This is a genomic window from Pseudomonas sp. SWRI51 (assembly GCF_014268825.1).
GTDB classification, from domain to species: domain Bacteria; phylum Pseudomonadota; class Gammaproteobacteria; order Pseudomonadales; family Pseudomonadaceae; genus Aquipseudomonas; species Aquipseudomonas farsensis.
Genome location: NZ_JABWRG010000129.1, coordinates 1 through 12,269, shown reverse-complemented (window position 1 = coordinate 12,269; position 12,269 = coordinate 1). Strand labels below are relative to the sequence as shown.

The window sequence follows — 12,269 nt, the reverse complement described above, 5'->3', positions numbered from 1 at the left end:
AGCTTGCCCCGCGATGCGATGTTGGCAGTTCTATCGCTATCGCGGGGCAAGCCCGCTCCCACGTTATCCATGTAAATCAGATAGTTAGCGTTTGTTCTATGAGGGCCGGTGCCTGCCTCAGTTGATACCCTGCAGAATCGCCGCATACCCCTCTTTATAGCTCGGATACTGCGGCGCCCAGCCCAGCGCCCGCGCACGCTGGTTGCTACAGCGCTTGCTGCCGGTACGGCGCACGCGCTGCTCATCTGACCATTCGGTAACACCCAGGTACTCGCGCAGCCAGGCCACCACCTCGGCCAACGGCGCCGGTGCATCATCCACGCCGATATAACAGTCTTCAAGCGCCACACCCCGAGCATCGGCTTGCAGCAGGAATGCCAACAAGCCCGCAGCGTCATCCGCGTGGATACGGTTGCCATACAGCGGCGGCTCATCGGCAACGCGATACCCTTGGCGCACCTGGGTCAACAGCCATTCACGGCCCGGGCCGTAGATGCCGGTCAGGCGCACAATACTGGCGGGGATGCTGCTGGCCAGCGCCAGGCGTTCGGCCTCAAGCATCAGCTTGCCCGAATAACCCTCAGGCTCGGTGGCAGACGTTTCGTCGACCCACTCGCCACCCTTCTGCGCGAACACGCTGCTACTGGACACGAACAGCAGCCGGCGCGGCGCCTGGCCGCTGCGCTGCAACCAGCCGAGCACGTTGCGCAACCCCTCGACATAAGCCGCCTTGTAGCCGGCCTCGTCATGCTGGCTGGCGGCTACGCAATACACCAGGTAGTCAGGTGCCTGCTCTGGCCAGTCATCCGGCATGCGCCGGTCGGACAGGTCGGCGGCAATCGGCCGCACATCTTCGGGCAGCAGCTTGACCGAACGCCGCAGGCCGCTGACCTGCCAATCCAAGGCCAGCAGTTGACGCGCCAAACGCCCGCCAACATCCCCGCAACCGACGATCAAAGCAGAAGCAGCTGACATGCAAATTCTCCCTTTCTTAAAGGCGCAGGCTATCGGTCTTACCGATCAATGGCTACGACAGGGCCAAAAAAAGAAACATTATTACTTTTGCTAACAAGAATTAGTTGCAATAATGGCGCCCGTGTCTGTTCTCGGCCTGCTTCGAGGCCTGGAGAACTTAACCCATTTTTCTTCATCAGGTCCGGCCAGCATGACTCGCATTCAACCTTCCGCTTCGCCAACCCCATCGCGCGCCTGGCGCGCCATCGCCGCGCTGATGTTCAGCCTGGTACTGGCCCCGGCAGCCATGGCTGAAGAACCCGCTACCACCCCGGCCACTACGCCAGCCGCCGCTGCCGCGCCGGCCGCACCTGCTGCCGAAGGCCAGGCCCCGCAAGCCGTAGCGCCCGCCGATGCCGCAGCGCCCGCCGAAGGCCAGGCACCTGCCGACGACAACGTCCAGGCACTGGTTGAAGACACCTCGCTGGGCATGGCCCACGACCTGTCGCCGTGGGGCATGTACAAAAATGCCGATATCGTCGTGAAAGCCGTGATGATCGGCCTGGCCATCGCCTCGATCATCACCTGGACCATCTGGATCGCCAAAGGCTTCGAGCTGATGGGTGCCAAGCGCCGTCTGCGCGGTGAAATCGCTGCCCTGAAGAAGTCCATCAGCCTCAAGGAAGCCAGCGAAGTCTCCAACAAGGAAGGCACCCTGGCCCACACGCTGGTACACGACGCGCTCGAAGAAATGCGCCTGTCGGCCAACGCCCGCGAGAAAGAAGGCATCAAGGAACGTGTCAGCTTCCGCCTGGAGCGCCTGGTTGCCGCCAGCGGCCGTAACATGAGCAGCGGCACCGGCGTGCTCGCCACCATCGGTTCCACTGCGCCGTTCGTCGGTCTGTTCGGTACCGTATGGGGCATCATGAACAGCTTCATCGGCATCGCCAAGACCCAGACCACCAACCTGGCCGTGGTCGCCCCCGGTATCGCCGAAGCCCTGCTGGCAACCGCGCTGGGCCTGGTTGCGGCAATCCCGGCAGTGGTCATCTACAACGTCTTCGCCCGCTCCATCGCCGGCTACAAGGCCCAGGTATCGGACGCCTCCGCCCAGGTACTGCTGCTGGTCAGCCGTGACCTGGACCACCAAGGTGGCGAACGCGTCGCCCCGCACATGGTGAAAGTGGGGTAAGCCATGGGCCTGCATCTTAACGAAGGTGGCGACGACCTCGCCGAAAACCACGAAATCAACGTTACGCCGTTCATCGACGTAATGCTGGTGCTGCTGATCATCTTCATGGTCGCCGCTCCCTTGGCCACGGTCGACATCAAGGTCGACCTGCCCGCCTCCACTGCCAAGCCTGCGCCAAGGCCGGAAAAACCGGTGTTCGTCAGCGTCAAGGCCGACAAGAAGCTGTACGTCGGCGATGACCCGGTGGCGCAGCCTGAACAGCTGGGCGCCTTGCTCGATGCCAAGACCAAGGGCGACAAGGAAACCACCATTTTCTTCCAGGCTGACAAAGGCGTCGATTACGGCGACCTGATGGATGTCATGAACAACATGCGCGCCGCCGGTTACCTCAAGGTCGGCCTGGTCGGCCTCGAGACGGCAGCCAAGAAATGACGAAAACGCGCTCGAACATGGCGCGCTATGGCACCAGCCTGGCCATCGTGCTGGGCGTGCATGTGGTCGCCGTGGTGCTGACGCTCAACTGGTCGGTGCCGCAGGCCATCGAACTGCCGCCGGCAGCGATGATGGTCGAGATGGCACCATTGCCGGAGCCGGCACCGCCACCACCGCCCAAAGTTGCGCCAAAACCGCCAACCCCGGTCGAGGAGCCGCCACTGCCCAAGCTTGTGGAAGCGCCGAAGCCGAAAATCGCCATGCCCAAGCCGCCAAAGCCCAAGCCCAAACCGCAGCCGCCCAAGCCTGAGAAAAAGCCTGAGCCGCCCAAGGATGAGCCGCCGGCCGAGGAACAAGTGGCTGATACTCCGCCAAGCACCGCGCCGCCGAAAAAATCGGCAGCACCGGCACCGAGCATCGCCTCCAACAGCAATGCCCTGCCGAGCTGGCAGAGCGATTTGCTGCGCCACCTGGCCAAGTACAAGAAGTACCCGGAGGACGCGCGTCGTCGCGGGCTGCAGGGCATCAACCGCCTGCGCTTCGTGGTCGATGCCGACGGCAAGGTGTTGTCGTTCTCGCTCGCCGGAGGCTCTGGCAGCGCTGCGCTGGACCGCGCCACGCTGGAGATGATCCGCCGTGCAGGCACAGTGCCCAAGCCCCCGGCAGAGCTGTTGAACAACGGCACCATCGAAGTGGTTGCGCCGTTCGTGTACTCGCTGGACCGACGCTGACGTTTTGTTTCTGTCACAAAACGGCAAGTCTGATAACGTGCGTCTATCAATTGCAGCCGCTATGCTGGGGCCGCAACTTCATGGACGCACGTTATGACCCTCACCGAACTCCGCTACATCGTCACCCTTGCCCAGGAGCAGCACTTTGGCCACGCCGCCGAGCGTTGCCATGTCAGCCAGCCCACCCTGTCGGTTGGCGTGAAAAAGCTCGAGGACGAACTGGGCGTGCTGATTTTCGAGCGCAGCAAGAGCGCGGTACGCCTCACGCCGGTTGGCGAGGGTATCGTGGCCCAGGCGCAAAAAGTGCTCGAACAGGCCCAGGGCATTCGCGAACTGGCCCAGGCCGGCAAGAACCAGCTCACGGCCCCGCTCAAGGTCGGCGCCATCTATACCGTCGGCCCGTACCTGTTCCCGCACCTCATCCCGCAACTGCACCGCGTAGCGCCGCAGATGCCGCTGTACATCGAAGAAAACTTCACCCATGTGCTGCGCGAAAAACTGCGCAACGGTGAGCTCGATGCGGTGATCATCGCCCTGCCCTTCAACGAAGCCGACGTGCTGACGTTGCCGCTGTACGATGAGCCGTTCTGCGCGCTGATGCCCGCCGACCACCCATGGACCGCCAAAAAAACCATCGACCCCGCGCTGCTCAATGACAAGAGCCTGCTGCTGCTCGGCGAAGGCCACTGCTTCCGTGACCAGGTGCTCGAAGCCTGCCCGACGCTGACCAAGGGCGGCGAAGGGGCCAAGCACACCACGGTCGAGTCCAGCTCGCTGGAAACCATCCGCCATATGGTCGCCTCGGGCCTGGGCGTGTCGATCCTGCCGTTGTCGGCAGTCCACAGCCATCACTACGCACCGGGCATCATCGAAGTCCGCCCGCTGACGGCGCCCGCGCCGTTCCGTACCGTCGCCATCGCCTGGCGTGCAAGCTTCCCGCGGCCAAAGGCCATCGAGATCCTCGCTGACTCGATCCGCCTCTGCTCGGTAGCCAAGCCGCCCGTGGAAGAACCGGCCTGAATCATGACCGAGCTGTCGAAGGTTTCGGTCACGGCGCTCAAGGGCGTTGGCGATGCCATGGCGGAAAAGCTCGCCAAGGTCGGCCTGGAGAACCTGCAGGATGTGCTGTTCCACCTGCCCCTGCGCTACCAGGACCGCACTCGCGTGGTGCCCATCGGCCAGTTGCGCCCTGGGCAGGATGCGGTCATCGAAGGCGTGGTCAGCGGCGCTGACGTCACCATGGGCAAACGCCGCAGCCTGGTGGTGCGCCTGGGCGACGGCACCGGCGTGCTGAGCCTGCGTTTCTACCACTTCAGCAATGCGCAAAAAGAAGGCCTCAAGCGCGGCACGCACCTGCGCTGCTATGGCGAGGCGCGCCCCGGCGCCTCGGGGCTGGAGATCTACCACCCGGAATACCGCGCGCTCAATGGCGACGAGCCGGCGCCGCCGGTCGAGCAAACGCTGACGCCGATCTACCCGAGCACCGAAGGCCTCACCCAGCAGCGCCTGCGCCAGTTGTGCCAGCAGAGCCTGGGCATGCTCGGCCCGCGCAGCCTGCCGGACTGGCTACCAGACGAGCTGGCCCGCGATTACCAGTTGGCACCGCTGGACGATGCCATCCGCTACCTGCACAACCCGCCCGCCGATGCCGACGTCGACGAACTTGCCGAAGGCCATCACTGGGCCCAGCACCGCCTGGCATTCGAAGAACTGCTCACCCACCAGCTGTCGCAGCAACGCCTGCGCGAGAGCCAGCGTGCCCTGCGCGCGCCGGTGCTGCCCAAGGCCACCCGCTTGCCGGCGCAATACCTGGCCAACCTGGGGTTCCAGCCGACCGGCGCGCAACAGCGGGTCGGCAACGAAATTGCCTACGACCTGAGCCAGCCCGAGCCGATGATGCGCCTGGTGCAGGGCGATGTTGGCGCCGGCAAGACCGTGGTCGCCGCGCTGGCTGCCTTGCAGGCGCTGGAGGCCGGTTACCAGGTGGCGTTGATGGCGCCCACCGAGATTCTCGCCGAGCAACACTACATCACCTTCAAGCGCTGGCTGGAGCCGCTGGGCATCGAAGTCGCCTGGTTGGCCGGCAAACTCAAGGGCAAGGCGCGGGCCAGCGCCCTGGAGCAAATCGCCGGGGGCGCCCCGATGGTGGTCGGCACCCATGCGTTGTTCCAGGACGAAGTGCAGTTCAAGCACCTGGCCCTGGCGATCATCGACGAACAACACCGCTTCGGCGTGCAGCAGCGCCTGGCGCTGCGTAAAAAAGGCGTGATGGGCCAGCTGTGCCCGCACCAGTTGATCATGACCGCCACCCCGATCCCGCGCACGCTAGCCATGAGTGCCTACGCCGACCTCGACACCTCGGTGCTCGACGAACTGCCGCCAGGCCGGACCCCGGTCAATACCGTGCTGGTGGCTGACAGCCGGCGCTTCGAAGTGGTCGAGCGGGTGCGCGCCGCCTGTGCCGAAGGGCGCCAGGCCTATTGGGTGTGCACACTCATCGAGGAGTCCGAGGAGCTCACCTGCCAGGCGGCCGAAAGCACCTTCGAAGACCTCGGCAGTGCCTTGGGCGAACTGCGCGTGGGGTTGATCCACGGGCGCATGAAGCCTGCCGAAAAAGCCGCGGTGATGGCCGAATTCAAGGCCGGCAACCTGCAACTGCTGGTGGCCACCACCGTCATCGAAGTGGGCGTCGATGTCCCCAACGCCAGCCTGATGATCATCGAGAACCCCGAACGCCTGGGCCTGGCACAGTTGCACCAGTTGCGGGGCCGGGTGGGCCGGGGCAGTGCGGCGAGCCATTGCGTGCTGCTGTATCACCCGCCGCTGTCGCAGATTGGCCGCGAACGGCTGGGCATCATGCGCGAAACCAACGACGGTTTCGTCATCGCCGAAAAGGACCTCGAACTGCGCGGCCCCGGTGAGATGCTCGGGACCCGGCAAACCGGTTTGCTACAGTTCAAGGTCGCGGACCTGATGCGCGATGCCGACTTGCTGCCGGCAGTGCGTGATGCCGCCCAGGCTCTGTTGGCTCGCTGGCCGGGCCACGTCAGCCCGCTGCTCGACCGGTGGCTGCGCCATGGCCAGCAATATGGCCAGGTGTGACGCCGGTCTCGTTATCGATCCAGCTTGCCAGACAGGCTGGTTATACTTCGCGTTTACAAGAATGAATGGATACAGACCATGACTGAAGTTGCCCTCGACACCGCAACCCCACACGCACCGTCTGTCATCCGGCTGTTGCTCGAAAAACTGGGCGTTGCCTTTGTCGAGGTGCCGGAATATGCCGACCTGCCCGCTGCGTCGCGGGTCCAGGCCATCCTCCTCGACGACGAAGTGGGCGCGCTGATGGTGCTGTTCCCGCAGAGCAAACTGCTGGACCTGGACCGCCTCCACGAGCTGACCGGTCGCAAACTCACGGCAGTACCGCTGCCGCGCTTGAAGAGCATGCTCGACAAGCACCAACTCAAGACCTTGCCGGCGATTCCGGCATTGACCAGCTCCCCGTGCCAGTACGAAGCCAAGCTGTTGGACAACGATTATGTGTTGATCCAGTCGGGTGAAAGCGGCCTGCTGCTGAAAATCGGCCGTGACGACTTCAAGCGCATGCTCAGCAAAGCCAGCGCCGGCACGTTCGGCTTGGCTGTGCGCGATATCCGCCCCAACCTGGATCGCCCAGCCGATGACTCCAAGGAGATCATCACCGCGGTCGGTGCCTTCACTGCCCGGCGCATCCAGAAGCGCCTCGAAGAAACCATCGAGATCCCGCCGCTGGCCGATACCGCGCAAAAAATCATCAAGCTGCGGGTCGACCCCAACGCCAGCATCGACGACATCACCGGCGTGGTCGAAACCGACCCGGCCCTGGCGGCGCAGGTGGTCAGTTGGGCCGCATCGCCGTACTACGCCTCACCCGGCAAGATTCGCTCGGTGGAAGACGCCATCGTGCGCGTGCTGGGCTTCGACCTGGTGATCAACCTGGCGCTGGGCCTGGCGCTGGGCAAGACCCTGAGCCTGCCCAAGGACAACCCACAACAGGCCACGCCGTACTGGCAACAATCCATCTACACCGCCGCGGTCATCGAGGGCCTGACCCGCGCCATGCCGCGCGCAGAGCGCCCCGAGGCTGGCCTGACCTACCTCGCCGGGCTGTTGCACAACTTCGGCTACCTGCTGCTGGCCCATGTGTTCCCGCCGCACTTCTCGCTGATCTGCCGGCACCTGGAGGTCAACCCGCACCTGTGCCACAGCTATGTCGAAACGCACCTGCTAGGCATCAGCCGCGAGCAGATCGGCGCCTGGCTGATGAAGCTGTGGGACATGCCTGACGAGTTGTCCACCGCGCTGCGCTTCCAGCACGACCCGGCTTATGAAGGCGAATACTCGGCGTACCCCAACCTGGTGTGCCTGGCGGTGCGCCTGCTGCGCTCGCGCGGCATTGGTTCAGGGCCGGTGGAAGAGATTCCGGATGCCCTGCTCGAGCGCCTGGGGTTGACCCGTGGCAAGGCTGAAGAAGTGGTCAACAAGGTGCTGGAGGCCGAAGCGCTGTTGCGTGAGCTGGCCTCGCAGTTCCAGGCGCCGCACTGACGGCGTTTTTGCATGAGGCTGATAGTTGGGGCCGCTGCGCGCCCCATCGCGGCGCAAGGCCGCTCCTACAGAAAGCATGAACGCTGCCTTTGTGGGAGCGGGCCAGCCCCGCGATAGCGAGCGCTCAAAGGGCTGCCGTTACGCGCTCAACCCTTCTTCTTTCTCGGCTTCAGGTACTTCATCAAGCCCTGGAACCAGATCACCAACGCCGGGTTGCCCTTGATCTGGATGCTCTTGTCCTGAATGCCCTGCATGAACGCCAACTGTTTGTTGCCCGCCTGCAGGGTGGCGAAGCCGTAGGCGGCGTCCTTGAAGGCAATGGCGAACGCAGGCTGCGGGTGCATGCCACCTTTGCTGCTGATGCGCTGATCCTTCACCGTGAAATGCCGGGCGATCTTGCCGTCGAGGGTCTGCATCTGGAACACCAGGTCTTTGCCCTGCAACTGCTGCTCGAACGCCGGGTTTTTGCGGCTGGCCCTGGCCATCAACAGCCCCAAAGCCCAAAGAAGAAAGCGGAACTTCATCAACGCGCCTCGATTAAAAAGTGACCGAAGCGCGGAGTTTATCCGCTAATTGGGCCAATAAAGCAATTTCGCTACATTTTCCTACACAAACACAACGGGCGCCCTCAGGCGCCCGTTCGTTCAACCGCAGAGACGGGACGGTTATTTTTTCTTCGCAGGCTTGGCCGGTACGTTGACGCTGTCGCGCAGGTTTTTACCGGGCTTGAAAGCCACCGTGTTGCTGGCCTTGATCTTCACCGGCTCGCCGGTTTGCGGGTTCTTGCCGGTGCGGGCGCCACGGTGGCGTTTTTCGAAGGTGCCGAAACCAACCAGCGTGACGGTGTCCTTGTCGAGCGCCCCGGTAATGCTGTCGAGAATCGCGTTGAGGACCTGGTTGGCCTTGTCTTTGGTCAGATCGGCTTTTTCGGCGATGACAGCGGCGAGTTCTGGTTTACGCATAGTGAAGCCTCTTTGGACGGAATTTTTGTTGTTATGCCGTGCTGCTGAAGGGGAACAGCGTTCAAGGCGCCGCAGGCTCTAGGCTGCGGCAGACGCCAGTGAGAATGGCACGCCCTCCGGGGGCGCGCCAGTACCGCAGAGGCCATTGTCGCGGCCAGAACAGGACAAAACCGACAGACAGCCCGCTATTTACGCCATAAGCGCGGGTAGCTGGCGATTCAGGGCGAGTTTCTCCATTACTGCCTCGCCCGTCAGGGCGTAACCCAGCAACTGGCCATCGGCGCCGTGGCACAGCACTTTGAGGTCCGCCCCGCTGCCTTCAACCTGCCAGGTTCCATCCAGGCCCATGGGCACGGGCGAAACCACCAGCGGGCATGCCGGGGTTTTTACCGTGACCGGCATCGGGCCGTAGCTCACAGCGGTGGGGTTGCCCGCCAAGGTTTGCGCCAGCGCGCGGGCGCAGGTCATCAGCGGCATTACGTAGAGCAGGTTGATGCCATCGACTTCGGCGCAATCACCCAAGGCGAAAATATCGGCGTGCGAGGTGCGCAGGTGGCGGTCGACCACCACGCCACGGTTGGTCTGCAAGCCGGCAGCGGCGGCAAGGTCGGTGCGCGGGCGCAAGCCGATGGCCGAAACCACCAGGTCGCAGGCGATCACCTGGCCGTCAGACAGGTGCGCCTCTAGCCCGCTCGCGGCCTTGTGTAGCCGCGTGAGCACCGGCCCCAGATGAAACCGCACACCCAGCGCCTCAAGCCCCGCCTGCACAGCCGCCGCCGCAGCCGGGTGCAGCAAGGTCGGCATGACGTGCTCGCAGGGCGCGACCACGTCGCACTCGAAGCCGCCCAGGGCCATGTCGTTGGCGAATTCGCAGCCGATCAGCCCTGCGCCCAGGATGAGCACCCGGCGCTTGCCGGCGGCGGCGGCGCGAAAGCGCGCGTAGTCCTCAAGGTCGTTGATCGGGAACACCCATTCGCGCGCATCACCCTCGATCGGCACCTGCACGGTTTGCGCGCCGCATGCCAGCACCAGGTCGCGGTATTCGACCGCTTCCTCGCCGACCCACAGGCGCTTGTGGCCGGGGTCGATGCCACTGATGCGGGTGTGGGTGCGGATCTGGGCCTTGAGCTGCTCGGCCATGGCACCGGGTTCGGCCATGCACAGGCCATCGGCGTCCTTTTGCTTGGCAAAACCGGTGGAGAGCATGGGCTTGGAGTAGGAACGGCCGTCGTCAGCAGTCATCAGCAGCAGCGGGGTTTCGCTGTCGAGCTTGCGAAACTCGCGGGCCAGGTTATAGCCGGCAAGGCCGGTGCCGATGATCACCACAGGGGACGTCATGTCGTGCTTTCCTCGTTCAGTGCAGGGGTGTGATCAGCCGATGGCGATCATTTCGAAATCGCTCTTGCCGACGCCGCAGTCCGGGCACAGCCAGTCTTCTGGTACGTCTTCCCAGCGGGTGCCGGGGGCGATGCCGTCATCGGGCCAGCCTTCGGCTTCGTCGTAGATCAGGCCACAGACAATACATTGCCACTTTTTCATCAGGGGGGTCCTCGGTCAGGCAGGGTTCATGTTGCGGCTGATGGCCTCATCGCGGGGCAAGCCCGCTCCCACGCAGCGCAGCCTGCAAGGGCTGGGTGATTTCCCACGCTCAATGCTTTCTGCGTGGGCGCAGCGATGAGGCAACCGCGCAATCTCGTCGGGGCTTTGTACTGTATGCAGGCCGCCGGGGCAATCATGCTAAGCTCGCCGCCTCTCTGGCAGTAACAAGCATACCGACGTGCCGTACGAAACCCCGCAAGCAGCCGCTGTCGCGTGGCTGGCGTATCCGCAGCTGGCGAGCCACCTCGACCAGCACACTCTCGGCTGGCTGTTCGACGAAGGTTCCCTGACCCGTCGGCTCACCGCCCTGTCCCATGACCATTTCAGCGTGACGCCCCTGTTCGAGGGCTGGCAGCCACTGCGCGACGACGAATGCGCAGCGCTGGGCCTGGCGCCTGGGGAGGAAGGCTGGGTACGCGAGGTGTACCTGCGCGGCCACGGCCAGCCTTGGGTATTTGCCCGCAGTGTGGCCGGGCGCAGTGTGCTGCAACGCGGCGGCCTCGACCTCGAAACCTTGGGCAGCCGGTCGCTGGGCGAGCTGCTGTTCTGCGACCAGGCGTTCGTCCGGCACCCGCTCGAAGCTTGCGCTTATCCTCAGGCATGGCTGCCAGCCGGCAGCGCCCACGCAGGCCTGTGGGGGCGCCGCTCGCGCTTTGAACGTGGCGGGCTCGACCTGCTGGTCGCCGAGGTGTTTCTGCCGGCGCTGTGGCAGGCGGACAAGGAGGATAACCGCTGATGTACGTGCAATTGCTCAAGTCGCTCAACCGCCTGCACCCGCGTGCCTGGGACTTCGTCCAGTTGAGCCGCATGGACCGCCCGATCGGCATCTACCTGCTGCTGTGGCCAACGCTTTCAGCGGTGTGGATTGCCGGCAACGGCTCGCCGACGCTGGCCAACGTGCTGATTTTTGGCCTGGGCGTGGTGCTGATGCGCGCCGCAGGCTGCTGCATCAATGACTACGCCGATCGCAAGGTCGACGGCCACGTCAAGCGGACCGCCGACCGGCCATTGGCCAGCGGCCGGGTCAAACCCCGTGAGGCACTGGCGCTGTTCGCCGTGCTGGTGGCGGTGAGCTTTGTGCTGGTGCTATGCACCAATGCAGCCACAGTGTGGCTGTCATTCGGCGCGGTGGCGCTGGCGTTCTGCTACCCGTTCATGAAGCGCTACACCTATTACCCGCAGGTGGTGCTGGGCGCTGCGTATTCGTGGGGTATTCCGATGGCCTTCACGGCGGCCGGCGGCACAGTGGTGGCCAGCGCCTGGCTGCTGTACATCGCCAACCTGCTGTGGACGGTGGGTTATGACACCTACTACGCCATGGTCGACCGCGATGACGACCTGAAAATCGGGGTCAAGTCGACGGCAATTCTGTTCGGTGAGGCGGACCGGGTGATCATCCTGACCTTGCAGATGCTGTCGTTGGGCTGCCTGCTGCTGGCCGGCAACCGCTTCGAGCTGGGTGGCTGGTTCCACCTGGGCCTGCTGGGGGCGGCGGCGTGCTTTGCCTGGGAGTTCTGGTCGACGCGCAAGCTGGACCGCGAATCATGCTTCAAGGCCTTCCTGCACAACCACTGGGCGGGGCTGTTGGTGTTTGTCGGTGTGGTGGTGGATTACGCGCTGCGCTGAGGCCTGCAAGGGCCTCATCGCAGGCTGTCGCCAGCTCCCACAAAAATCAAAAGCAACGCCGCTCCTGGTGGGAGATTCTATGGTTTTGTACAAGCCTGTTCCCGCCAGACATATCCTGGTGGCGAGCGGGCTTGCCCCGCGTTGGGCTGCGTAGCAGCCCCTTGGGTTTTCAGGGCTGCTGCGCAGCCC

At 64.1% G+C, this 12,269-nt stretch carries 13 protein-coding genes; 8 read left to right on the top strand and 5 right to left on the bottom strand.

The genetic code is table 11. The features are described from left to right. Nucleotides 1-117: 117 nt before the first annotated feature. Nucleotides 118-975 carry an SDR family oxidoreductase gene (locus HU720_RS22610; protein ID WP_186523106.1) on the bottom strand — a complete coding sequence of 286 codons (858 nt, stop codon included), beginning with the start codon at nucleotides 973-975 and terminating at the stop codon, nucleotides 118-120. A 190-nt stretch (nucleotides 976-1,165) separates the two neighbouring features. On the opposite strand from HU720_RS22610, the gene exbB reads away from it, so the two are divergent. The 6 genes from exbB (at nucleotide 1,166) to HU720_RS22580 (ending at nucleotide 7,893) form a co-directional block, all read left to right on the top strand. Then, complete coding sequence (gene exbB / locus HU720_RS22605; protein WP_186523104.1) at nucleotides 1,166-2,146, top strand: tonB-system energizer ExbB; 981 nt, start codon at nucleotides 1,166-1,168, stop codon at nucleotides 2,144-2,146. A 3-nt stretch (nucleotides 2,147-2,149) separates the two neighbouring features. Further along, on the top strand, nucleotides 2,150-2,578 hold the full coding sequence (gene exbD, locus HU720_RS22600) for a TonB system transport protein ExbD (RefSeq protein WP_186523102.1): 429 nt from the start codon (nucleotides 2,150-2,152) through the stop codon (nucleotides 2,576-2,578). After that, nucleotides 2,575-3,309, top strand: coding sequence for an energy transducer TonB (locus HU720_RS22595; protein WP_186523100.1), 735 nt, complete (start codon nucleotides 2,575-2,577; stop codon nucleotides 3,307-3,309). The genes exbD and HU720_RS22595 overlap by 4 nt, the downstream gene beginning before the upstream one ends. 93 nt (nucleotides 3,310-3,402) lie before the next feature. Continuing rightward, the gene (locus HU720_RS22590; protein WP_186523097.1) at nucleotides 3,403-4,329 is read left to right on the top strand and encodes a hydrogen peroxide-inducible genes activator; all 927 of its coding nucleotides are present in this window, start codon (nucleotides 3,403-3,405) and stop codon (nucleotides 4,327-4,329) included. Nucleotides 4,330-4,332: 3 nt separating this feature from the next. After that, entirely contained in the window at nucleotides 4,333-6,411 is a 2,079-nt protein-coding gene (gene recG, locus HU720_RS22585; protein WP_186523095.1) for an ATP-dependent DNA helicase RecG, read from the top strand. A gap of 78 nt (nucleotides 6,412-6,489) precedes the next feature. Next, entirely contained in the window at nucleotides 6,490-7,893 is a 1,404-nt protein-coding gene (locus HU720_RS22580) for an aminoacyl-tRNA deacylase and HDOD domain-containing protein (RefSeq protein ID WP_186523093.1), read from the top strand. A 146-nt stretch (nucleotides 7,894-8,039) separates the two neighbouring features. Here the strand turns inward: HU720_RS22580 and HU720_RS22575 are convergent, their stop codons facing one another. From HU720_RS22575 to HU720_RS22560, 4 genes are all read right to left on the bottom strand, one after another. Then, entirely contained in the window at nucleotides 8,040-8,417 is a 378-nt protein-coding gene (locus HU720_RS22575) for a helicase (protein WP_186523091.1), read from the bottom strand. A 141-nt stretch (nucleotides 8,418-8,558) separates the two neighbouring features. Then, nucleotides 8,559-8,855, bottom strand: a complete 297-nt coding sequence (locus HU720_RS22570) for an HU family DNA-binding protein (RefSeq protein ID WP_186523089.1) — start codon at nucleotides 8,853-8,855, stop codon at nucleotides 8,559-8,561. Between the two features lie 189 nt (nucleotides 8,856-9,044). Continuing rightward, nucleotides 9,045-10,193 (bottom strand): FAD-dependent oxidoreductase, encoded by a 1,149-nt coding sequence (locus HU720_RS22565; protein ID WP_186523087.1) that lies wholly within the window; start codon nucleotides 10,191-10,193, stop codon nucleotides 9,045-9,047. Between the two features lie 33 nt (nucleotides 10,194-10,226). Continuing rightward, nucleotides 10,227-10,394, bottom strand: a complete 168-nt coding sequence (locus HU720_RS22560; RefSeq protein WP_011536423.1) for a rubredoxin — start codon at nucleotides 10,392-10,394, stop codon at nucleotides 10,227-10,229. Nucleotides 10,395-10,632: 238 nt separating this feature from the next. Between HU720_RS22560 and HU720_RS22555 the strand changes: the two genes are divergently transcribed. Both HU720_RS22555 and ubiA read left to right on the top strand, forming a co-directional pair. Further along, entirely contained in the window at nucleotides 10,633-11,190 is a 558-nt protein-coding gene (locus HU720_RS22555; protein ID WP_186523084.1) for a chorismate lyase, read from the top strand. Continuing rightward, nucleotides 11,190-12,080, top strand: coding sequence for a 4-hydroxybenzoate octaprenyltransferase (gene ubiA / locus HU720_RS22550; RefSeq protein WP_186523082.1), 891 nt, complete (start codon nucleotides 11,190-11,192; stop codon nucleotides 12,078-12,080). Before HU720_RS22555 ends, ubiA begins: the two co-directional genes overlap by 1 nt. The last annotated feature ends 189 nt before the right edge of the window (nucleotides 12,081-12,269 follow it).

Bases quoted from the DNA above. Each gene is read 5' to 3' on its own strand.
- HU720_RS22610 (WP_186523106.1), bottom strand. From the start codon at position 975: ATGTCAGCTGCTTCTGCTTTGATCGTCGGTTGCGGGGATGTTGGCGGG.
- exbB (WP_186523104.1), top strand. From the start codon at position 1,166: ATGACTCGCATTCAACCTTCCGCTTCGCCAACCCCATCGCGCGCCTGG.
- exbD (WP_186523102.1), top strand. From the start codon at position 2,150: ATGGGCCTGCATCTTAACGAAGGTGGCGACGACCTCGCCGAAAACCAC.
- HU720_RS22595 (WP_186523100.1), top strand. From the start codon at position 2,575: ATGACGAAAACGCGCTCGAACATGGCGCGCTATGGCACCAGCCTGGCC.
- HU720_RS22590 (WP_186523097.1), top strand. From the start codon at position 3,403: ATGACCCTCACCGAACTCCGCTACATCGTCACCCTTGCCCAGGAGCAG.
- recG (WP_186523095.1), top strand. From the start codon at position 4,333: ATGACCGAGCTGTCGAAGGTTTCGGTCACGGCGCTCAAGGGCGTTGGC.
- HU720_RS22580 (WP_186523093.1), top strand. From the start codon at position 6,490: ATGACTGAAGTTGCCCTCGACACCGCAACCCCACACGCACCGTCTGTC.
- HU720_RS22575 (WP_186523091.1), bottom strand. From the start codon at position 8,417: ATGAAGTTCCGCTTTCTTCTTTGGGCTTTGGGGCTGTTGATGGCCAGG.
- HU720_RS22570 (WP_186523089.1), bottom strand. From the start codon at position 8,855: ATGCGTAAACCAGAACTCGCCGCTGTCATCGCCGAAAAAGCCGATCTG.
- HU720_RS22565 (WP_186523087.1), bottom strand. From the start codon at position 10,193: ATGACGTCCCCTGTGGTGATCATCGGCACCGGCCTTGCCGGCTATAAC.
- HU720_RS22560 (WP_011536423.1), bottom strand. From the start codon at position 10,394: ATGAAAAAGTGGCAATGTATTGTCTGTGGCCTGATCTACGACGAAGCC.
- ubiA (WP_186523082.1), top strand. From the start codon at position 11,190: ATGTACGTGCAATTGCTCAAGTCGCTCAACCGCCTGCACCCGCGTGCC.